A 22546-nucleotide genomic window follows, 5' to 3' on the forward strand; every position below is an offset into this window, starting at 1 on the left:
ATTTTAATTGTACGTTTCAAATGAGCCAATGACGGGATTTGAACCCGTGACCTCTTCCTTACCAAGGAAACGCTCTACCCCTGAGCTACACCGGCTAAAAAATGAGCGGGAGACCGGGTTCGAACCGGCGACATTCAGCTTGGAAGGCTGACGCTCTACCAACTGAGCTACTCCCGCATTTTTATAAGGTCTAGTCTTAGAATAATTGTGGGGAGAGCAGGATTCGAACCTGCGAAGTTAAAAAACAACAGATTTACAGTCTGTCCTCGTTGGCCGCTTGAGTATCTCCCCAAAATTTATCAATACTTTTTTTTAAAGAACTTGAGCCGATGGAGGGACTCGAACCCACGACCTGCTGATTACAAATCAGCTGCTCTAGCCAGCTGAGCTACATCGGCTTTTCTTTACTTTTTTTGCAATAAAAAAAGCCCGCTATTTCTAACGGACTGCAAATGTAAAGATTTATTTATTTATTCAAAACATTTTTTGAAAATTTTTATCACATATGTGCTCTTAATTTTTCTTTGCGCTTTTTTAACTGTCTTTCTAACGATGAAACTGCAGTGTCAGCACCTTCTTCAAAAGTTTTACATTGTTTTTTTACAACAAAGCGATCTCCAGGAACGCTAAGCCTTGCTTCAAAGATTTTATTTTCTTTCTCACTTGTGTTTTCTACTTTAAGATATACATCTGCTTGTATAACTTTATCATAAAACAAATCTAACTTATCCATTCTTTTTTGGATGAAGTCTAGTAACTTTTTGTCAGCACTAAAGTTAACGGATTGCGTGTTTACTTTCATACTCTTCTTTTTTAGTGGTTAGACATTAATTTATCTTGTTCATTTTTTACTTCTTGGATGCGCATTTGAATACACTTTTTTTAATTCTTCTATACTATTATGAGTATAAACTTGAGTTGCTGCAAGACTTGAATGACCAAGAAGTTCTTTTACAGCATTTAAATTCGCACCTTGATTAAGCAAATGAGTAGCAAATGAGTGCCTTAGTATATGCGGACTCCTTTTTACTTTAGTAGATGCTTTACTAAAATAATCATTTATAATTCTGTAAACAAGATTTTCGTAAATTTTTAACCCTTTTTTTGTTAAAAAAAGAAAATCTTTATCGATAATTTTTTCTAAATCATTTCTAGCCAGCAAATACACCTTTACCGAATCAATTACTGAATTAATTAACGGAATGAATCTTTCTTTATTTCTCTTACCAAGCACTTTTAACGTTTTATTAGATAAATCAATATCTGTGATTTTTATTTGCACTAATTCTATACGTCGAATTCCTGTCGCGTAAAAAAGTTCAATAATCAATTTATCTCTTAACCCTTCAAAACTTGTTTCGAAATGCAACTCTTTAATAACGCTTTCAATTTCTTGCTGCGAAAATGGAATTTGGACTTTCTTATCTGTTTTAAGCGCTTTATGTTTTGCTAATGGATTTACAGTTATTGTCTTGGTTTTGATAAGAAATTTATAATAGGAATTGAGCGATGAAATTTTTCGGTTAATACTCCTGTTGGATATACCGCTTTCTACGAGTTGTACTATCCAACTTCTTATTTGTTGATAGTTTACAGTATCAATAGTGTCTTGTTCAAACTCATCAACAATAAACTGCAAGAACGTACTCAAATCATTTTTATATGACTTTATTGTAAGTGGTGAGTAGTTTTTCTCGTGGGTAAGATATTCTGTAAATGATTTGAAAGGCATTAGCATACGTATATATGCTAAATGTACAAAGTTTATATTTGTTATGAATAAAAAAAATCCTGTATTTCTACAGGACTTTATTGTATCATTAAGTAAATATTAGATATTTTCTTGATCTCTTAATCTTTGGATGTATTGCGCTTTTTGAATTTGTGCTCTGCGCTCTACTGAAGGCTTTGTAAATTGCTTACGATTTTGCAATTGACGTTTAGCTCCTGTTTTGTCAAACTTACGCTTAAAACGCTTTAGCGCTCTATCTATATTTTCTCCTTCTTTAACTGGTATTATTAACATAGTGTCTTAACCTCCTCTCTTTTAAAATTTCGGTGCGCAAATATAAAAACAAATTTATTACTGACAATTAAAAAAATATTTTTTTTAATCGCCTTAACGACACCTTGTTAATCCTTAAATAATTTTGAGCGTTTGGTAAGGTCTTGAATTAACTTTTCATCTTCTTCACTTTCTAATAAAGTGTTGTAGTTATCCCAAAATGATTTGTTATATGGTTTTACCATAAATATATCATTATTCCATGTGCCTTCAAGAGTTTTGTGTACTTCTTCTCGGTCTAAAATAATTTCAGTAAACAATACTTCTTGTACTGTATAATAGTAGCGTTCTTCTTTATTATAACGTTCTTTTTCTTCGTCGGTAATTTTTTCATCTGTATTAGAACCTACATTAACCAACTTAGGTGTTTCATAATAAATATAACTTGGATACATTTTATCCTGATACTCCATATAATTAATCACAAGTTTATGATTTAACTGTGTCCCAAACAATGCCTTGCTTCGGCTTTTTTGAGCAGGTGAAGCTGCAATTAAATCGTACTCGATCTTTTTTACAGCATAGTTATCATAGTAGATGTATATCCATCCATCGGCTTCATAACCTTCGTTGAAAATCCCTTCGGTATCTAAACCTATAAAATCTGTACCTTTTGAAATTTTTATTTTGTAGATTTTTCTTTCATTGTCTACCAAAATAGTATCTAAATCAAAATGATGCTTACTTAATATATCCTCACCAAAAAGCGATTTTGAAGTGTTAGAATTTCTCAACAAATTGAGTTTACCTTGAAAAAGATTTTGCAGTCCGTTAACCCTTGTATCATTCCACTTAATTGCTTTTACTAAAGACGCTGTTTTAATAGTATCTCGCTTTAGGTTTTTAGCTTTAAGATTTCTCATCTTGTGATGATACTTTAAATAAGAGGTATAAATCAACAAGCTATCAACATCTCTAAGGTCGTAGCTTTTCCTAACTTCGTCAACATTAATTTTGAGATGGTCTTTTGAGCTAGCTTGGTATCCGGAATCGTAAACCGTTATAGCACTTTCAACAAGCCATTTAAATTCCTTAGTATTTCGCTCTTTATGTCTTAAGAATCCTTTTTGAAGATACGCAGAATCTGGTAAATTAACACTTAGTTTCTCTAGTGCCTTCAACACAATGTCGTTACCTGTTTTGGGTCTTGTTTCGGCAACCAATAAGACTTCATCTAATGAGGCTATATCTTCTTCTAGATATACTTCAAAATCATTATCAAATTCGTTAACAGGTGTTTTAAAGGTTTTGTATCCTATTGAAGAAATTACAAGTGTATCCTTTTCATATTCTTGTGGCACTAACAATACAAACTTTCCATCTGCATTACTCACAGTACCAATTGTTGTATTTTGAACATAAATACTAGCACTTTCTAATGGCATTAAAGTAGCAAAGTCCACTATTTTATTTTTTAATTCAGTTTGACCAAAACTAGTTAAACTGAATATTCCAAAAATTAAAACAACGCCTTTTTTTAAGTGAGTTAAGTTCATTTGTTTGGGATTTTATGTTGCTGGCTTATAATCTTTATTATCTATAATCATTTTTGCCAATATTTCTCTAAGGATTTCTGATGTACCTCCACCAATCGGTCCTAATCTACTATCGCGAAGTAAACGTGCCATAGGATACTCTTCCATATAACCATATCCACCTAAAAACTGTAGGCAGTGGTATATAACATCATCGGCCATTTTAGTAGATTTAAGCTTACTCATAGTTGCTTCTTTAACTACATATTCGCCTTTATTTAATCTGTAAGCTACTGAGTAATTAAATTCTTTGCAAATAGTCATATCTGTGTATAAATCGGAAAATTTATGTCTTAAGGCTTGAAATCTATCAATTGTTTTGCCAAAAGCGATACGCTCACTCATATACTGTTTAGCATAATCTAAAGCATATTCAGCTCTTGCATGTGCATTGATTCCCATAATTAATCGCTCTAAAGAAAAGTGCTGCATAATGTATGGGAAGCCTTTGTTTTCTTCTCCCATTAAGTTACTTGCAGGAATTGTAACATTATCAAAAGCTATCTCAGCAGTATCACTAGCTCTCCAACCTAATTTATCTAACTTGGTTGCAGAAATACCTGGAGTATCTCTATCCATAATAAAAATACTAATACCTTTATTTCCTGCTTCAAGATTTGTTTTAGCCGCTACTACCAAATAGTCGCTATACACACCATTAGTAATAAATGTTTTTGATCCGTTGATTACATAAGTATCACCTTTTTTAACTGCTGTGGTGCGCATACCTGCAACATCACTTCCACCAAAAGGTTCAGTAATACAAAGGCAACCTATTTTTTCTCCTGTAATACTAGGTGCTAAATATTTTTCTTTTATGTCATGACTACCTTCTGCATTTACATGAGTCATTGCTAAATACGCATGCGCCCAAATGTTTGCCGCAAAACCACCAGAGTTGATTTTTTGAAGTTCTTCCAAAAGAATAACAGTATAAAACAAGTCGAGATTTAAGCCTCCATACTCTTCAGGGTATGCTAAACCAAAAAATCCCATCTCTCCAAACTTTTCCCAGATGAAACGTTCTACGGTTCCTGATTTTTCCCATTTTTCAATATGTGGAACGACCTCTTTCTTTAAAAAATCTTGTAAACTTTGTCTAAACAATTGATGTTCTTCGGTGAAGTACATGCTATTCATATATGCTTTTTTTATGTCATTAATTGAGTGTCAAATATAACTTAATTATCTCAATTTTATTTAGTGGAAAGTCTTTAACTTTTGCTAAATCGTCCAAAGATTTGAATCCTTCTCGTAAAGTTCTCTGTTCAATTATGGCATGTGCAATCTCATAATCAATATGCTGAATGGTAACCAATTCGTCTCTTGTAGCTGTGTTTAAATTTATCTTTTTTACTACTCTTGGCGTTTTAACGGTAAACTCATTTGTAAGACGTTCAATAACTTCTGGTGATAATCCATATACTTCTGTAAGTTGAACATCAGCTATAAAACCACCTTGAAACTTATTTCTATATTGAACAATTCGCTTAGAAAGTGTTTCTCCAATACCATTCACTTTTTGAAGTTGAGCAGCTGTCGCCTTGTTTAAATCTTGCTTTTGATTATAGGTCTTAGGTGTATTATTATTTTGATATTGAAAAGTAGTTTTAGGCTTAGGATTAGTAACCCATTCTGGAAACTTAAAATAAGGAGAAATTGCATTCAATAAAGAATCTGAAACCTGAGTAACTTCTTGAAACTGCTGTACCGAATTAATCCACTTATCTTGTTTTCGGTAAGCTAACAATCTATCAATTTCTTCATTGGTCATTCCTAAAGTATAGCCTTTGTAATCGGTAATAAAATTTGGATTGAAAGGATATAGCTTTGGTTTTCGGTTTTCAATTTCAACTAATCGAAGCGAATCTATTTCAGCTTTAAAATCGCTTAATTCGTTTTCATCCACTTTTATTTCAGTTTCACAAAAATCAACAAAAAAGTAAACACACTGAAACGCAACGATGAGTAGCAACAATAAAAAAATCCCATTCCGTTGTTGCTTAGTGAACATGAAATGGGATTTAATATTTTTCATAATAGTATTTTACATGTGCTTAGTAATGTCTTCATGACCATCTTCTAAGGCTTCTTTTTTAATTGCAATAGCATCTAAGTAACGCTTCATTTCCTCTCTTACTTTAGGGAATAACAGTAATAACCCAATCATGTTAGGGAATACCAACGCTAATATCATTGCATCAGAGAACTTAATTACTGCATCTAAAGTAGCAGCAGCTCCAATAATTACAAATAATAAGAATAATATTTTATAAGTTAAATCAGCAGCTTTACCTCTTCCGAAAAGGTATTTCCAAGACTGTAAACCATAATAAGACCAAGAAATCATTGTTGAAAACGCAAACAATACAATAGCAATAGTTAACACATAAGAGAATCCTGGAATTACAGAGTCGAATGCTTCTGATGTTAAATCAACACCTCCTATTCGCTCTCCAGTGGCATTAATCATTACGTTACTACCTTCAACTGCTCCGTAAGTAAACACGCTTTGCATATTTGTACCATCAATATTAAAGAAAATGATAACTAAAGCTGTCATTGTACAAATAACTACAGTATCAATAAATGGTTCTAAAAGTGCAACAACACCTTCAGATGCTGGATATTTAGTACGTACTGCTGAATGCGCAATTGCTGCTGAACCTGCTCCTGCTTCATTAGAAAATGCTGCACGTTGGAAACCAACAATAAGCACTCCTATAAATCCACCTAGTCCTGCCATTGGTGTAAATGCTCCTTCCAAGATTAACCCGAAGGCATCATCAATATATTTAAAGTTTGCGAAAATGATAATTAAAGCAGCTAATACATAGATACCAGCCATAAAAGGGACAATTTTTTCAGTGATTTTAGCAATACGTTTGATACCTCCAATAATTACAATACCAACTAACACAGCTAGTATTAAACCAATTATAGAACCCGTTGCTCCACCTGATACACCAATTAATGAAGATATTTGAACTGTTGCTTGGTTAGATTGAAATGCATTTCCACCTCCAAAAGAAGCACCAACACACAAAATCGCAAAAATGATTCCTAGTACTTTTCCTAGTCCTGCTTTGCCTGTTGCTTTTAATCCTTTTGACAAGTAGTACATTGGACCACCATAAATAGTTCCATCTTTTCCTACATCTCTATATTTTACACCAAGTGTACACTCTACAAACTTGGTTGACATCCCTAATAATCCACATACAATCATCCAAAATGTTGCTCCTGGACCACCAGTTGCAATAGCTACCGCAACACCTGCTATATTACCTAATCCTACAGTACCAGAAACTGCTGTTGCCAATGCCTGAAAGTGAGACACCTCACCATGAGCACTTTCGTCCCTAATAGTATCTTGGATATCTTCTTCAGCTAACGCTTCGTCATTATCATATAATTTATCAACACCATGCTTTTCAATATCCACATATCGTCCTCTAACTGTATTTATTGCAGTTGGAAATTTAGTAATACTAGGCACTTTAAAATAAAGCGTAAAAAAAGTGGCACCTACAACTAAGAGAATAACCACTATTGGTACATTTAAACCTGCAATTGGGACAGACGTTAAAATAAATCCTTCCCAACCTTCAGCAACTGGCATAAAAGCATCATTTACTATTTCATCCAAACCCTTTTCTTGGGCTGAAATGGCTAGTGGTAAAATTAATGTCATTAGTGTAAGAAGATAGTTCTTCATGGGTATATTAAAATTTAGTTAGTTTAAGTATAATTTAATGTTAATTGGGTAACAAGATGCTAAAAAAAAATGAGTTTTTAAAACATCTAAGGTTAAATTGAATGTCTTGTTATTGAATATTGTATAAGGAATTAAGCTTTTTTATTTGTTCTGGTCTACCTAACACAATGATTTTTGATTTTGGCACCAATTCAATATCAGCTTCAGGATTAACAATATAATCGCCTTGTCCATCTTTAAAACCTATAACATTACATCCTGTTTTTTTACGAAGGTCTAAATCGCGAAGTGTTTTTATAGTTGCTGGATTATAAAGCTTTTCTACTGCAATTTCTTCAATATTTATATTGGCTTTGCCTACAATAGATAGGTTATCAATAAACTCAATCAAATCTGGAACCACAACCAAAGAAGCCATATGGTCTCCTCCTATCATATCAGGTAAAATAACATTATTTGCTCCTGCTAGCTTTAGTTTATTGTAGGATGTTTGCTGAGAGGCTCTACTAATAATGGTCAAGTCTTTATTAATTTGTCTAGCTGAAAGCACTACAAATAAATTATCTGCATCATTAGGAAGTGCCGAAATTAACGTACTTGCTCTATCAATTCCTGCTTGTAATAAAACTTCATCTTCATTAGCATTACCTTGAATAAAGCTAACTAATTCACTTTGAAACTTGTCAATTATTTCTTTATCTTTTTCAATTACAACAAAGTCTTTTTCATAAGCTATTAACTTTTTTGCTGCTTGAGAACCGTTTCTTCCATAACCACAAATAATAATGTGGTTTTTAAGACTATCAATCTTTTTTTGCATCTTTTTTTGTTTTAGTTCTTCATAGTTGCTTTTGCTTAAAATATATTCGGTAATAATGGATATAGCATAACCTACAATTACTATACTTGCCAAAATTAAAAATACCGTAAAAATTTTTGATTGCGTATCTAAAGGTTGTACTTCACCAAACCCTACTGTAGTAACGGTTATAACCGTCATGTATATTGCATCAATCCATGTGTAGCCTGATAACATTTTAAATCCGAATACACCTATAAGTATAACCAAAAGCAGCATCAATACTGCTGTGTAAATTCTGGATCTAAAGAGCTTTATTAATGGATTCATCTATAATTATAAATCGAAAACCGAAGTGCGTTTAGTATAGAGTAAGTCTTTAATTTTCATCCAAAAGGCAATAAACAGGTATAATGCAAAACCAAAACCTAATGTTACAAAAGTAAGATACATAAACGATGTTCTAACCACTTTTGCTCTAATACCAATACGGTCAGCAATACGTTGGCAAACATAGTAACCATGCTTTTGAAAATATAACAATGCCTTGTAAAAAATATTCATGCTGCAATGTAATAATTTTATTTAATGATTAACGAATTGCCTACTGCACATTGCAAACACTTTTTCTTATTGCAATATTCAGTTTTAAGTTGAATGAGTGCTTGAGAATACAATGCTGAATTGGGTATTTGTTTTAAGGCTTTAAACGCTGAAACTATTGTGTTTTTTTCAGCACTTATTTGTTGTGTAATATCAACTATTTCAGAATCAATAAATTTACCATTTGCTTTAGCATAAGCAAACTTTATAGGAATAACGGTATTAATCAAAAGCAAATCTATAAACGGTTTTGATAACGCCTTTTTACTTGCTTTGGATGTTTTTGAAAACGTATAATGTGTTTCCCAAAATGACGATACGCTAACTGAAAAAACTGCATACAACTCATCTATTGTTTTGGCTTCAATAATTTTTGAAAACAAATTTTGATGTTTATAATACAAACTTGCTAATTGTGACAACCTAATTGTTGGGAAGTTTGGTGGTCGCAACCTAAAAAAACGAATGGGTAAAACCTGTTCGTTACTTAATTTAAATTTATGTTTAAGGTAATTATATTCCTTTTCTAGATTTTGAAAGTAAGCGTTTTGCACATCATCATTGAGCAGTGCTGATTGACCAAATAACAAAGCTTCTAATTGAGTTTGGTTTGACCCCAGTTTTCTTACTATTGAAAAATCTACAGACTGAGCTAAACTTAAAAAAGCATCACCATTAACTTTTAAACCAAAATTCTTAGTCAACATTTTAAAAAGTACTGCTTCCCAATCGTTTCTTGAAGTGTTAAGCAATGTATCAATAGCATTTGACTTTCGTTGTAGTCGTTCAAAAAACAAGCGCTCTAACCATGCGCTTAATGTAAAATCATCAATAGTTCCAAAGTCATCTTCGCAGTAAATCCACTTGTTAGATTGCGTAAAAAGTGCTTTATAGTTTTGGATAAGGTTAGCGTTTACAAAATCTTTGAGTTGCAACGTTGGTATAATGGTATTGTCTTTTCGATACACATCTGTATCATATTCCCAAACTACATGAAGTATTACATTATCGTAAGCTTTGTCTTGCTCGTGCGAATGCACAAACCAATCGCTTGACTTCACATGAATTTCAACATTACCAGCCCAAAGTTGTTGATTAATATACAACTGAGCATTAAAGAAATCTGGACCAGAATTATGATTGTGTTGCCCTACAGATTTTATAGTAACCACTTCATTGGCAACAGTAGTTAACTGTTGAATATCAAACTTTTTGTATTGCCATATATAATGAAGAAAATCCTCTTGCATATACTAAAAATAATAAATTTGAGAATATCATAATTAGCAATGACAAGAAAAGTCCTTTTAAAATACTAATTTTTGATTAGCTTTTTGGTAAGTGTATTTTTGTTTTGGTCAACAAGTTTTAAAATATAAACACCTGATTTTAAAGTTTCCGAATAATTCTCAAAACCACTAACATCACTAGAATTATAAACACGCTTACCTAAAATATCGAACAACTCAATTGAAGTTAACTGGACAGAAGTATCTAAATTAACATTTGTTTTGAAAGGGTTTGGGTAAATTTTTAAACTATTATTTTTAAACTCATCAGTGTTTAACAAAATAGTCCAATCTAGCCTATTTGCTTGACTAATTACGGAAGAATACTGAATCAATTCAGCCCTTAATGCCTCAACATCACAATCACATATTAATTCATAATAATCGTTTACAACACCTCCACCAGGTGTAACTCCTCCATTTGGTGCTACATATAAATTAACAGAGAAATCCAAAAACAATTGATTAAGACCACTATCATTTGTTATTACTACATCATTTTCGGTATTAGAGTATATACCAATATTAGAATCGACCAAACGTACAGATAAAGATTTTGGAACATAAATATCTTCACTTGAATTTACTGCAAACCTAACTACTTCTGAATAGGCATTTAATTCCTGTACAAGCAATTGAGGATCACAACCATCACAAGTTACAATATTATGAATTCCTTGAAGTTCTTCAGATTGAAATGAATATGGATCTAAATAAACAACAACATTATGATTTTGAAAAATTTGATTTAGTCCATCATCATTAGAGACATTGCTAGTAGTATCTGGCCATTCATAAAAAGAAGCACCAACATTAGAATCTCTAAGTAAAAGATGAATTTCATGAATTTGACAATGCAAATTCGCAATTGAAAAAAGCAGAAAAGACAGAGTAGTTATTTTTCTCATAATCAATACTATATTGGTATAATAAAGATAGAAAAAATTATTCAATATAGCCCATTTTTTTCATCCAGTCGTTATTAAACATTTTACCAACATATCTGCTACCATGGTCATGAAACAACACCACAACAACATCGTCTTTAGTAAAATGGTCTTTAAGTTGTAACAACCCTTTTATAGCTGCTCCAGCAGAATTACCCAAAAACATCCCTTCTTCTTTTGCTAAAAGCTGAGTGTAAACTGCAGCATCTTTATCGGTTACTTTTGTAAAACCATCAATTATTGAGAAATCTACATTTTCAGGTAAAATATCTTCACCAATACCTTCAGTTACATAAGGATAAATCTCGTTTTCGTCAAAAATTCCTGTTTCATGGTATTTTTTAAAGACACTTCCATAGGTATCAATTCCCCAAACCTTTACCTCTGGGTTTTGCTCTTTTAAATATTTCCCAACACCTGAAATAGTTCCTCCTGTTCCAACTCCAACCACAAAATGAGTAACTTTTCCATCGGTTTGTTTCCATATTTCAGGACCAGTACTTTCGTAATGTGCCTTTGCATTACTTGGGTTATCATACTGATTAACATACCATGAGTTTGGTGTTTCTTGCGACAAACGTTTAGACACCGAATAGTAACTTCTTGGATCATCTGGAGCAACATCTGTAGGACAAACCACAACCTCAGCACCAACAGCTCTAAGAATATCCATTTTTTCTTTAGATTGTTTATCGCTAATTACAAAAATGCATTTGTAACCTTTTACAATTGCTGCTAATGCTAAACCCATTCCTGTATTTCCTGAGGTGCCTTCAATAATAGTTCCTCCTGGTTGTAAACGACCATCAGCCTCAGCATCTTCAATCATTTTTAAAGCCATACGATCTTTTACAGAGTTACCAGGATTGAATGTTTCGTATTTAGCCAATACCAAACATGGCAATTCTTGAGTAAGTTTATTGAGTTTTACCAATGGTGTATTACCAATGGTTTCTAGTATATTTTTAGCGTAGTCCATATTCTTATTTTACTCTGCAAAAGTAGCAAAAAGCATGAGTATAGTTTTATAAAAAGGAAAAGATTCGTAATCGTTTAACGATGTTATACGTATTTCAACTTTAAGGTTTTTCAGTTAATCCCTTTTTTTATAAAAAACATCGAAAAAACTACAAATCAATTAGTTATAACAAAAATTTACAATTAATATTACTTTGTTATTAACCCAAAAATACAATGATTATGAAATCAAAAACTTTTCTTTTCACTACTCTATTAATTGGTATGCTTGCTGGCTTTTCAGCTATTAAAGTAGATGTTTGCCATAATGTAAACAACAACCCTCACACTATTAATATTGCGCTTCCGGCAGCAGTAGCTCACTTAATACAACATGAAGGTGACTCATTAGGAACTTGTGAAGATGCACAAAAAGACGATGAAGTACTAGAAAACAAATAGTTAACTCATTTTTAAAAAAGGCTTTAAGTTTTTCACTTAAAGCCTTTTTTTATTCAAACCTAATTGCTTTTACAGGAGCTATTTTTGAGATAATTACAGATGGCACCAACAACATAAGTAAACAGACTACAAACGTGCCAATGTTTAATAACAAAATGTAATCTAAACTTATATATACAGGAATGGTAGACACGTAATACTCTTCAGGATTTGGAAACTTAAGTAACCCAAAGTAGTGTTGCGCAAAAAGCAAAGACAATCCTATAAGATTTCCCCAAAACAAACCTAAACCAATTAAGTAGGTAGCATTGTACAAAAACACTTTTCTAATGCTCCAGTTACTACTTCCTAACGCTTTTAAAACTCCTATCATTTGTGTACGTTCTAAAATAAGTACCAATAAAGCAGTAATCATATTAATTCCTGCAACCAAAATCATGATACCAATTATTCCGTAGGTGTTGTTATCAAAAATTTTAATCCATTCAAAAATGGACAAAAACTTTCGAGTTACAGTTTGTGTATCAAGATTTGAAGGCGTTATTTTAAAAATCTCCCTTCCTTTTTCATCTAATTGCGAATAATCATCAATAAAGACTTCAAAATTCCCAACCTCATCAGGTTTCCATTTATTGAGTCGTTGCACATGTTTTAAGTCGCCAATAACAAAAGTTTTGTCAAACTCTTGAAATCCTGAATTGTAAATTCCAATTATTTTAAAGGCTCTTATATTTGGTATTTGATTAATGTCTTCTTTAGCAAAAACGGTTTGAAATGTATCGTTTAGCTTTAACTTCAACCTATTGGCTAAATACGAAGAAATCAATACTTCATTACTCATTGATTCACCAAAATTTGGCAGCTCACCTTCAACTAAAAATTCTTTAAGGTAATTCCAATCGTACTCTCTTCCTACACCTTTATAAACTACACCTTCAAAATCGGTTTCGGTTCTAATAACACCAAACTTTTTAGCCACTGCCTGAATGTGCTTTACGCCTTCAACCTGATTAAAATTTGGATAAAACTCTTGATTGGTAGAAATTGGAGTTTCAGACTCGTCAGACACATTGGTGTCGTAATTGGTAATTATCACATGACCATTAAACGCTACAATTTTATCTCTAACCTTTTGTTGTAAGCCCAAACCAGTAGCAATAGCAATTAGCATCACAACAATACCAATAGCAATTGCTGTGATTCCTATTTTTATTATTGGAGCCGAAACACTACTTTTATACGTTTTACTACCAATAATACGTTTTGCTAAAAAAAACTCGTAATTCAAAATAAAAATATGCGATTAAAGGTCCTCAAAAATACGGTTTTATTATTTGTTTTAATAGGAATTTCATGCGGAAGTGGAGCTAAGTCTGAAGATAAAGAACAAAGCTCTAATGAGATGCTTGCACATGCTCAGCATGACGATGCTACTATTATAGTTGGAGCTAATCAAACCGAAGCTTATCTAGACATACTTAAAAATAAAAGCGTAGGTATTGTGGCTAATCAAACTTCGGTGATTTTTAAAGACACCAAAACGCAAGACCAATACACGCATTTGGTAGATTCTTTATTAGCCAAAAACATCAACATTAAAGCTGTTTATGCTCCTGAACATGGTTTTAGAGGAACTGCAAGTGCTGGAGAACTCATAAAAGATGGTGTTGACACCAAAACCAACTTACCTATTATTTCATTGTATGGTAATAATAAAAAACCATCTGCAGAGCAACTTGAAGGCATAGACGTTATAATTTTTGACATACAAGATGTTGGTGCTCGCTTTTACACTTACATTTCAACATTGCATTACGTCATGGAAGCTTGTGCCGAATTGAATATTCCTGTTTTAATTTTAGATAGACCAAACCCAAACGGACATTATACTGATGGTCCTATTTTAGAACCTGAGCATAAAAGTTTTGTTGGTATGCATCCTGTACCTGTTGTACATGGAATGACCATTGGTGAATACGCTAAAATGATTAATGGCGAACAATGGCTCAATAATGGTATTCAATGTGAGCTTACTATTATTCCTGTTAAAAATTACACTCACAAAACACCATACAGCTTGCCTATAGCACCTTCGCCTAATTTACCCAGTGACAAAGCTATAAACCTGTATCCTAGTCTTTGCTTTTTTGAAGGTACAAATGTGAGTGCTGGTAGAGGAACTCCAAAACCTTTTGAAATTTACGGAAGTCCTTATCTTGACAAAGAGGTGTATACTTTTAAATTTTTACCTCAACCAAATGCAGGTGCTAAATATCCAAAACACGAAGGCATGCTATGTTTTGGTGAAGACTTAAGCGGTAAAGATCATTTAAGCCGATTAGATTTAAATTACTTAATAGAAGCCTATAACAACACTATAGACAAGCCTATTTTCTTCAACGATTTCTTTACAAAACTTGCTGGTACTAGTGAATTACGCAAGCAAATTGAAAACAAACTCACTGCTTACGAGATTAAAAAAACTTGGGTTAGAGGTTTAAAAGCCTATGATGAAATGCGTAAACCGTATATAATTTACAACTAGTCTTTTTTACTTTCAATAGCAGTTATTTTTATATCACCATCACTAATTGGTTTTGGTCTATCATGAAGTATTTTTATAACAAATATGATTTTTAATGGCGATTGATCAACCACAAACATATGTTTTCCTTTACTAAGATGTTTTAAGGATACTTTAAATTCGTTTGTGCCTGCATAAGTATCAATTTCGCGTTTGTACTCTTTATTTATAGAATACACATACGTAATTTTTTTATCGCCTTTAAGAATTAAAGTGTCTTTGGTTTTGTTAAGCTCGTGATATAAGCCGTTTGCTCTGTAGTTATTGTTCTTTTCGAGCAATGCAAAGTCTTTTTGACCGTAATTTTTTTGTGCAGCAAGCCCAATAAATGAAGCTATTACAAACCTGCGATATTTTCCCATAAAAAAATACTATTAGTTACAACTAATATTGAATTAATAGCTTTTAAATTTTTGTAATACCCTCGTTATAAATCTATATGGATTATTTTTTATAACCCTAAAAAATCTATGAACGGTAAAAAAATAGGAATAATCAGCAAAAAATTCCGATAAAGCACTTCAAAATAAGAATTTTTAATCATTTAAAATTCCAATAAGCACATCTGGATAGTCGGTAATAATACTATTTACACCATAAGAAATTACAGTATGCATGTCTTCCTTTTCATTAACTGTCCAAGGAATAATACTATATCCTTCTTTTTGGTATTGAGCAACCACATCTTTGGTCAGTAACTGAAAATACGGACTAATAATTTCTGGTTTAAAACTCAACGCGTTTAGCTTATCAGCAATAACTTCGTTTTCATCAACCAATAAAGCTTGTGTCATACTTGGTGCTTGTCGTTTTATTTCTTCAAGTATTCTTACATCAAACGACTGTAAATTACAACGCTCTCCAATATTATATTCATCAATCACTTTTAAGACTAAAGCAACATATTCTTTAGGCTCTGGTGTATAAATGTTGTCGTATTCTGGTTTTGCCTTTATTTCTATATTATATCTGATTTCAGAATTTAAAGCATCGCTCAACTTAAACACTTCACTCAGTAACGGTTTATAGGTTTTCATGTTTTTTTGCTGAGGAAATCTTGGATGTTGCTTTGTACCACAATCAAACAGCTTAATGGAATCGTAATCCATTTCATAAAAATTAAACGCCAAATCCTGATTGATGGAAATCTCTTCTCCATTAGGTTTTAAGCAATAAAATCGACTCATAAATGGCTCATGTGATACTACAACTTGCTTGTCTTTAGAAATAGCTAAATCCAACTCTAGTGTGTTAACACCAAGCGCAACTGCTTTTTCAAAAGCTGGTAACGAATTTTCAGGAAGCAATCCTCTACAGCCTCTGTGACCTTGCACTCCTATTGTTGTGTTTGTATTGCAACTCATTGTAAACAGTAAAACTAATATGCAGAATACGTTTTTAACGTTGTTCATTTGAAGGTTTGATTGTTGGTTTTTTATACTTCTGAAAAGGTTGTGTCAATAAATTTGAAATTCGGCTGTTTTCAGCTTCATCAGGAAATACATCAACTCCATACACAAGTTTATCTCTATCCAATTCCATATAGGTTCCTAAAAGTCTGTCCCAAATTGAAAAGATATTTCCGTAGTTAGAATCAGTATATGGCAACACATAATGATGATGCACTTTATGCATATCAGGAGATACAAAAAAGTAGCTTATCGCTTTATCTACGCGTCTCGGTAATTTAATATTAGCATGTGTTAACTGTGTAAAAATAACTGAAAGCGATTGATACAAAAACACCAAAGCAATTGGTGTACCAACAATAAAAACACCTAGCAAAGTAAAACTAAACCGAATAACACTCTCTATAGGATGATGTCTGTTACCTGTGGTAGTATCTACTTTATGATCGGTATGATGCACTAAATGCACCATCCACAAAGGCTTTACTTTATGCTCAACCAAATGTGCTAAATAGGCTCCAAAAAAGTCTAACAACATAACACCAAGTATTGAATATAACCATAAAGGCATTTCTGGTAGCCAATTGATAATACCAAAGTCGTTGTTTTTAACCCAATCGGCAGTTTTTAATAACAAAAATGCTAAACCGAAATTGATAACAATAGTGGTTAAGGTAAAAAAGAAATTAGGTAAGGCATGTTGCCATTTTTTATAATTAAATCGAAACAACGGAATTGCGCCTTCCAAAAGCCAAAACAAGGTAATACCTCCTACCAGCAATATACTTCTATGTAGAGAAGGTATGGTTTCAAAATAATTAATGATTTGTTCCATTAGCATGTATTACTCTTTTAATCTAAAAACAATAACGCTTTTTGCTTATCACTTTCTTCCATTTTCTCTTCCCAAATTGCTACTTCATCATCATTTAATTGTTTATGAATAGTGTAAGCAAGGAAATTATAAAGCGATGCATTTGATTCATCCAAATCATTTATCTCTATCTTATTCAGTTCTTTTAAAGCCCTTTTAGTCTTATCAAGTATAAGTAAGCTTTGTATTTCGTATAAATCGATTTTCTGTAAAAATCCATCTTTATTTTTTAACGAACTTTCTTTTAATTGCTTTTTAGACTCATCAAAATAATCATCAGAAACATTTAAAAAATCACTTTTTATTTCTTTATCCAGGCGCAATGCAAGATCTTGATACTTATAACCTAACCTAAATGCCGAAGAAAAACTTTCTTGCTTATAATAATTAACTAAATCCTTACTCAAAAACGATGTGTTTATAGCATATTTTTTTAACAAAACCATAAGTTGAGATTTAGTTTTATAACTCATATTTTTATAAACAACCTTTCCGTTTCCATCTAAAATAAAAACATATGGAATACCTCTAACATCATATTTCTCAGCTATATCAGGGTATTTATCAATATCTATTTTAACCGACACATAATTATCCATTAAAAGCTGTACTTCTTCTTTGCTCCAAGATTCTGAATCCATACGTTTACAAGGCCCACACCATGATGCCCAAAAATCAACAAGAACAAGCCTATTGGTTGTAATAGCCATTTTTTTTGCATCATCTAAAGAGTACATCCAATTATTAGAGTACATTAAATTAAACGTAAAAAAGAAAATCAATAATGTTAAGGTTAATCGTTTCATATTCTAAATTTTATAACATTAAATATATATCAAAAAAGTCAAACTCAATAACTTACAAAAACTGGCATTACAATTTAATTCTTTTTTTCATTTCCTCCACAATATTGTATGCTGCAGGACAAATCGCTACATTTTTCATGGTAAGATTAGCAATTTGCTGAAACTTTTTTCTGTCAGTATGCGGAAACTCTCTACACGCCTTTGGTCTTACATCATAAATAGCACAATAATTATCAGCATCCAAAAACGTACATGGCACACTCTGCAATACATAATCGTTATCTTCATCAATACGCAAATATTGGTCAATAAATTGAGAGGGCTTTAACCTAAAATGCTTTGCAATTCTATCAATGTCTTTATCGGTAAACAAAGGACCAGTTGTTTTACAACAATTGGCACATTGCAAGCAATCGGTTTTTTCAAACTCATCTTCGTGTAGCTCCTGCATGATGTAGTCCAATTGTTTTGGTGGCTTTTTTTTAAGCTTGGTAAAGAAGGTTTTGTTTTCCTTATGCTTATCTTTGGCGAGCTTTGGGAGATTATTTATAACATCTTGCATAGTGTAAAAATACCTCTTTTGTCATTACGAAGGAAGAATGACTGAAGTAATCTTTTAAATTTCAACTTAAAACTAGAAGATTGCCACATCCAAACAAAAAGTTTGGACTCGCAATGAACCATTACTATGAAAGATATCTTTGGAAAAGCTTTACTGGATTATCAGAATAACAACTATTCTGAAGATATTATAACCTGGACCAATATTTCAGATGAAGATGAGCTTCCGCTTCCTTATCTGTTTAGGACTTATAAGGATATGCCTAAGCTAGAGCAACACGCTTTGCAGCTTGCTAAAGGACACATTTTAGATGTAGGTTGTGGTGCAGGAAGTCATAGCTTGTATCTTCAAGAGAAAGGGTTTAGCGTAAAAGCTATAGATATTTCTAAAGGTGCTGTAAAAGTGGCTCAAGAACGTGGTGTAAACAATGTATCGCAAACTGCTATTTTAGATGTTACCGAAACGTTTGACACCATTTTATTACTTATGAATGGTACAGGAATTTTCCAACAGCTTTCTCAGGTTGCCACCTATTTAAAGCATTTAAAATCATTGTTAAATCCTAACGGACAAATTTTAATTGACTCCTCAGATATTTCATATATGTATGAAGACGACGATGGTGGTTTATGGATTGACACCAATGCTAATTACTTTGGTGAGTTGGACTATTTTTTGAGCTATAAAGGTGAAAAAGAACAGCCTATGAAATGGTTGTATCTGGATTTTGACACACTAAAAACCGCTTGCGACACTTTGGGTTTACACTGCGAACTCGTTATGGAAGGTGAGCATTTTGATTATTTGGCGAGGTTATTTTAGTTAAATCTGTCTTAAATGTGATTATAGGTTGTTGGCTACAGTTTTTTAATTCCATTATAATTTTTCATTCAAATCTTGTCTTCCAACGATTGTCATTATTTCAACAACATTTTTATTGACTTTATAGAAAATACTATCAACTCCACACACGCAACGTCTGTATCCATTTTTTATATAGTCAACAGATTCAAAGGAAAAAGGACGTTCTGCGATAATGTCAAAATATTCAAAAAAAGACTCAAAATATTTGTCCGCTTGGGTCATTCCGAATTTTTTAACTCCGTAATGGTGAATCCGAATCAAGTCATTTTTAGCTTCATTTGTCAGTTTGTATTTAGCCATTTAGCAAAGACTTTGATTCAGCTAAAATACTTTCTTTACTGTCACTCGTAAATCCACTATTTTCAGCTTTCTCAATTTTAGCTCGAATCCAGTCAATTTGAACTTGCTGTTTTCGTGCTTGTCTAATCAAATCGTTAACTAATTCGCTTTTGCTAGAATATTCTTTACTGTCCACTTGAGCTTTTAACCATTCATCGTTCGGCTTTGTAAATGATATACTTTGTCTTGGCATAATTTATTTTTTTGATGTAAATATACACCAAAAACGAATCATCTACAAATTGTAACCAACGGTTCGTATATGATTAGTTGAGTATTTTAAGTTACTAATTTAGAAAAAACTAATATAAATTCAACGTGAGGATTTTAGCAGGTAGGCAAGAACAAGCAATTACTTGCAGCCATTGTTACAACAAGTATTTACTCCAATTAATAGCCTCCTGTTGATGGTTGATAACGGTCTTGCGCAACCGTAAATTATGACTTTAAAGATACTGCTTTCGATTTGAAATCATACTAAGTAATTTTGGGATTGTTGCAAGTAGTTTTTATTAATTCAATTTTCCAATATTATAGTTTCACCGTACGTTTTCATATTCAAAAAATCGATGGTTCCACAATTCGGTTTATGATATTTTTTCGAGTTAGGTATTCCGTGTTTATCTTTTTCCCAACTCGTATTGAATTTAAATTTCAAAGTGTCTAATTTCACGTCAATAATTTTTGATTGGTGATTTACGATTTCCCATTCGTAATTTTCATTTTTCCAACAAATTCCAATTTCGTCTCCAATAAGAGGAATTTCACTTTTGTCTATTTTTATATATTCCGTTTTTGGAACAAAATTGTGTTCTCCATTTATAAAATACCTCATTTTCCCTTGCGTAATAATAGTCACACATTGTTTTTTATCAGCAGAATAAATTTTAACATTCGTTCTATTTGTATAGTCTCCAAATACAACAAGAAAAACAGTTATCCCAACTACGAACATAACTACTGTTACTAAAATTATTTTCAATATAAATTTCAAATTCGAGGTTTTTCCAAATGTTTTACTACTAGTTGTCAATATTACTTTTTCTCTAATCCCTAACGTTTTAGACCATCAACAAAGGTTTGCTCTACTTTTATGTTAGGAATATCATAAACATCAACCGTCATAATATCTTTATCCAAAACTATAAAATCGGCAAACTTTCCTATTTCAATGCTTCCTTTTTCGTGCTCTTCAAAATTAGAGTAGGCTGCCCAAATAGTCATTCCTTTTAAGGCTTCTTCTCTGGTTAAGGCATCTTCTTTTTGAAAACCGTCTTTAGGAAATTGCTTTGCATCTTGTCGTGCTACTGCTGCATAAAATGTTAAAAACGGACTTACATGCTCCACAGGAAAATCGGTTCCTAATGCAATTTTACCATGTGCATTCAATAGTTGTTTGTAGGCATAAGCACCTTTTACACGTTCATTACCCAAACGTTGTTCTGCCCAATACATATCGCTAGTAGCATGTGTAGGTTGCACTGAAGGTACAATGGTTTTATACATTTCAAAATCTTGTTGTGAAACTACCTGAGCATGTTCTACTCTCCAACGTCTGTCTGGTATGCTTTGTAATACTTTATTGTAAATAGTCAACACTGCATGATTAGCCGAATCGCCAATAGCATGCGTGTTCATTTGATATTCAGAGTTTGAAATACGTTGTGCCAACGCATCCAAATCGTTAATTGAAGTGGTTAATAGTCCGTATTTTTGAGGTTGGTCAGTATAAGGTTGACGTAATAACGCTCCATGCGATCCTAAAGCACCATCAGCATAGACCTTAAATGATCTTACGTTTAATTTATTGGTTTTATAAACTCCTTTTTTTAAGTAATAATCTACCGCTAACGTGTCTTTAGCAGACACCATAGCATACACTCGCATATTGAGTTCACCTAACTGTTGTAAGCTATCAATAATTTCAATGCTTTCCCTGCTTAAACCTGCATCATCAACTGTAGTCAATCCGTAATCAAAACAAATGTCTTGAGCAGCTAAAAGTGCTTTAGTGATTTCAGTTTTGGTAGGTTGTGGCCAATGTTTTAATACCAAAGCTTGTGCGTTATCGAGTAAAATTCCTGTTGGCTTTCCGTTGTTTAATGCAACTTCTCCTCCATCAACTTTTGTATTTGCTGTAATGTTACCCAATTTTAAAGCCGCTTCATTACATAATGCTGAGTGACCATCTACTCGTCTTAGCAGTATTGGTGTATCAGGAAATAGCTTAGACAATAGTACATTATCTGGTACTGTTTTGTCGTCCCAATCGGTTTCGTCCCAACCTCTTCCTAAAATATAATCGACGTTATTTTTGTTACTGAAGTCCAAAACACGTTTCATCATGTCTTCAAAACTCGTCGTCCCAACAAGATCAACTTGTTGCTCGTTGAGTCCTAAACCTAAAAAGTGACAATGCGCATCAATAAATCCAGGTACAATTGTCTTTCCATTAGCATCAACAGTATTTTCAGAAGTATATTTAGAATTTACCTCAGCGTTGGTTCCTACAGCAATAAACTTTCCATCTTTAATTGCAAATGCTTGTACTTTAGTAAAGCTGTCATCAACAGTATAGACGTTTGCATTGGTAACAATTGTATCTACTTGCTCTTTATTTTGACAAGACAAACAAATAGCAAGTATTAAAAGGAGGTATAAATTTTTCATTTGGTAATAGTTAGTTTACTGTAAAAATAAAAAAACGTTCCAAATGGAACGTTTAAAAATTAT

The 22546-nt window shown here is 32.5% G+C and carries 25 protein-coding genes and 4 tRNA genes; 3 read left to right on the forward strand and 26 right to left on the reverse strand.

Translation table 11 applies throughout. The features are described 5' to 3' along the window. Positions 1-23: 23 nt before the first annotated feature. From OD803_RS00525 to OD803_RS00600, 16 genes are all read right to left on the reverse strand, one after another. Positions 24-95, reverse strand: a tRNA-Thr gene (locus tag OD803_RS00525). A gap of 9 nt (positions 96-104) precedes the next feature. Next, positions 105-177, reverse strand: a tRNA-Gly gene (locus OD803_RS00530). Positions 178-208: 31 nt separating this feature from the next. Further along, positions 209-291 (reverse strand) — tRNA-Tyr (locus OD803_RS00535). A gap of 33 nt (positions 292-324) precedes the next feature. Continuing rightward, positions 325-398, reverse strand: a tRNA-Thr gene (locus OD803_RS00540). A 101-nt stretch (positions 399-499) separates the two neighbouring features. Beyond that, entirely contained in the window at positions 500-802 is a 303-nt protein-coding gene (gene hpf, locus OD803_RS00545; RefSeq protein ID WP_129759059.1) for a ribosome hibernation-promoting factor, HPF/YfiA family, read from the reverse strand. Between the two features lie 39 nt (positions 803-841). Then, on the reverse strand, positions 842-1732 hold the full coding sequence (locus OD803_RS00550) for a tyrosine-type recombinase/integrase (protein ID WP_262731968.1): 891 nt from the start codon (positions 1730-1732) through the stop codon (positions 842-844). A gap of 99 nt (positions 1733-1831) precedes the next feature. Next, positions 1832-2026 carry a 30S ribosomal protein S21 gene (rpsU, locus tag OD803_RS00555; protein WP_129759061.1) on the reverse strand — a complete coding sequence of 65 codons (195 nt, stop codon included), beginning with the start codon at positions 2024-2026 and terminating at the stop codon, positions 1832-1834. Positions 2027-2133: 107 nt separating this feature from the next. Next, entirely contained in the window at positions 2134-3561 is a 1428-nt protein-coding gene (locus OD803_RS00560) for a carboxypeptidase-like regulatory domain-containing protein (RefSeq protein ID WP_262731969.1), read from the reverse strand. 12 nt (positions 3562-3573) lie between these two features. Beyond that, positions 3574-4740: an acyl-CoA dehydrogenase family protein gene (locus OD803_RS00565; RefSeq protein WP_262731970.1), complete on the reverse strand. Its 1167-nt coding sequence runs from the start codon at positions 4738-4740 to the stop codon at positions 3574-3576. A gap of 19 nt (positions 4741-4759) precedes the next feature. Further along, on the reverse strand, positions 4760-5638 hold the full coding sequence (locus OD803_RS00570; RefSeq protein WP_129759064.1) for a ComEA family DNA-binding protein: 879 nt from the start codon (positions 5636-5638) through the stop codon (positions 4760-4762). A 9-nt stretch (positions 5639-5647) separates the two neighbouring features. Beyond that, on the reverse strand, positions 5648-7318 hold the full coding sequence (locus OD803_RS00575) for an alanine/glycine:cation symporter family protein (protein WP_262731971.1): 1671 nt from the start codon (positions 7316-7318) through the stop codon (positions 5648-5650). Between the two features lie 109 nt (positions 7319-7427). Further along, positions 7428-8447 carry a potassium channel family protein gene (locus OD803_RS00580; protein WP_262731972.1) on the reverse strand — a complete coding sequence of 340 codons (1020 nt, stop codon included), beginning with the start codon at positions 8445-8447 and terminating at the stop codon, positions 7428-7430. 6 nt (positions 8448-8453) lie between these two features. Continuing rightward, the gene (locus OD803_RS00585; protein WP_129759067.1) at positions 8454-8681 is read right to left on the reverse strand and encodes a PspC domain-containing protein; all 228 of its coding nucleotides are present in this window, start codon (positions 8679-8681) and stop codon (positions 8454-8456) included. 17 nt (positions 8682-8698) lie between these two features. Continuing rightward, entirely contained in the window at positions 8699-9970 is a 1272-nt protein-coding gene (locus OD803_RS00590; RefSeq protein ID WP_262731973.1) for a DUF2851 family protein, read from the reverse strand. A 65-nt stretch (positions 9971-10035) separates the two neighbouring features. Then, positions 10036-10917, reverse strand: coding sequence for a T9SS type A sorting domain-containing protein (locus OD803_RS00595; RefSeq protein WP_129759069.1), 882 nt, complete (start codon positions 10915-10917; stop codon positions 10036-10038). Positions 10918-10954: 37 nt separating this feature from the next. Next, on the reverse strand, positions 10955-11935 hold the full coding sequence (locus OD803_RS00600; protein WP_262731974.1) for a PLP-dependent cysteine synthase family protein: 981 nt from the start codon (positions 11933-11935) through the stop codon (positions 10955-10957). Between the two features lie 221 nt (positions 11936-12156). Here OD803_RS00600 and OD803_RS00605 point away from each other — a divergent pair, with 221 nt between their 5' ends. After that, positions 12157-12375: a hypothetical protein gene (locus OD803_RS00605; protein ID WP_131505777.1), complete on the forward strand. Its 219-nt coding sequence runs from the start codon at positions 12157-12159 to the stop codon at positions 12373-12375. 49 nt (positions 12376-12424) lie between these two features. Here OD803_RS00605 and OD803_RS00610 read toward each other — a convergent pair whose 3' ends face one another. After that, positions 12425-13663, reverse strand: coding sequence for an ABC transporter permease (locus tag OD803_RS00610; RefSeq protein WP_262731975.1), 1239 nt, complete (start codon positions 13661-13663; stop codon positions 12425-12427). A gap of 9 nt (positions 13664-13672) precedes the next feature. Between OD803_RS00610 and OD803_RS00615 the strand changes: the two genes are divergently transcribed. After that, on the forward strand, positions 13673-14920 hold the full coding sequence (locus OD803_RS00615; protein ID WP_262731976.1) for an exo-beta-N-acetylmuramidase NamZ family protein: 1248 nt from the start codon (positions 13673-13675) through the stop codon (positions 14918-14920). On the opposite strand, the gene OD803_RS00620 is transcribed toward OD803_RS00615, so the two are convergent. The 5 genes from OD803_RS00620 to OD803_RS00640 form a co-directional block, all read right to left on the reverse strand. After that, a complete protein-coding gene (locus OD803_RS00620; protein ID WP_262731977.1) occupies positions 14917-15321 on the reverse strand; it encodes a hypothetical protein in 405 nt (134 codons plus the stop codon). The genes OD803_RS00615 and OD803_RS00620 overlap by 4 nt on opposite strands. 174 nt (positions 15322-15495) lie before the next feature. After that, positions 15496-16323, reverse strand: coding sequence for a glycerophosphodiester phosphodiesterase family protein (locus OD803_RS00625; protein WP_262731978.1), 828 nt, complete (start codon positions 16321-16323; stop codon positions 15496-15498). A gap of 34 nt (positions 16324-16357) precedes the next feature. Continuing rightward, positions 16358-17203 carry a sterol desaturase family protein gene (locus OD803_RS00630; RefSeq protein WP_262731979.1) on the reverse strand — a complete coding sequence of 282 codons (846 nt, stop codon included), beginning with the start codon at positions 17201-17203 and terminating at the stop codon, positions 16358-16360. 17 nt (positions 17204-17220) lie between these two features. Then, positions 17221-18048: a thioredoxin family protein gene (locus OD803_RS00635; protein WP_262731980.1), complete on the reverse strand. Its 828-nt coding sequence runs from the start codon at positions 18046-18048 to the stop codon at positions 17221-17223. 67 nt (positions 18049-18115) lie between these two features. Then, complete coding sequence (locus OD803_RS00640) at positions 18116-18610, reverse strand: YkgJ family cysteine cluster protein (protein ID WP_131505782.1); 495 nt, start codon at positions 18608-18610, stop codon at positions 18116-18118. A gap of 126 nt (positions 18611-18736) precedes the next feature. On the opposite strand from OD803_RS00640, the gene OD803_RS00645 reads away from it, so the two are divergent. Beyond that, positions 18737-19432, forward strand: a complete 696-nt coding sequence (locus OD803_RS00645) for a class I SAM-dependent methyltransferase (protein ID WP_262731981.1) — start codon at positions 18737-18739, stop codon at positions 19430-19432. 54 nt (positions 19433-19486) lie between these two features. Here the strand turns inward: OD803_RS00645 and OD803_RS00650 are convergent, their stop codons facing one another. From OD803_RS00650 to OD803_RS00665, 4 genes are all read right to left on the reverse strand, one after another. After that, positions 19487-19774: a type II toxin-antitoxin system RelE/ParE family toxin gene (locus tag OD803_RS00650; protein ID WP_262731982.1), complete on the reverse strand. Its 288-nt coding sequence runs from the start codon at positions 19772-19774 to the stop codon at positions 19487-19489. Further along, positions 19767-20006, reverse strand: a complete 240-nt coding sequence (locus tag OD803_RS00655; RefSeq protein WP_262731983.1) for a ribbon-helix-helix domain-containing protein — start codon at positions 20004-20006, stop codon at positions 19767-19769. The genes OD803_RS00650 and OD803_RS00655 overlap by 8 nt, the downstream gene beginning before the upstream one ends. Positions 20007-20330: 324 nt before the next feature. Continuing rightward, the gene (locus OD803_RS00660) at positions 20331-20807 is read right to left on the reverse strand and encodes a hypothetical protein (RefSeq protein WP_262731984.1); all 477 of its coding nucleotides are present in this window, start codon (positions 20805-20807) and stop codon (positions 20331-20333) included. A 59-nt stretch (positions 20808-20866) separates the two neighbouring features. After that, entirely contained in the window at positions 20867-22483 is a 1617-nt protein-coding gene (locus OD803_RS00665) for an amidohydrolase (RefSeq protein ID WP_262731985.1), read from the reverse strand. Between the last annotated feature and the right edge of the window lie 63 nt (positions 22484-22546).

Source organism: Gaetbulibacter sp. NE (assembly GCF_025548475.1).
In the GTDB taxonomy this organism is placed as follows: domain Bacteria; phylum Bacteroidota; class Bacteroidia; order Flavobacteriales; family Flavobacteriaceae; genus Gaetbulibacter_B; species Gaetbulibacter_B jejuensis.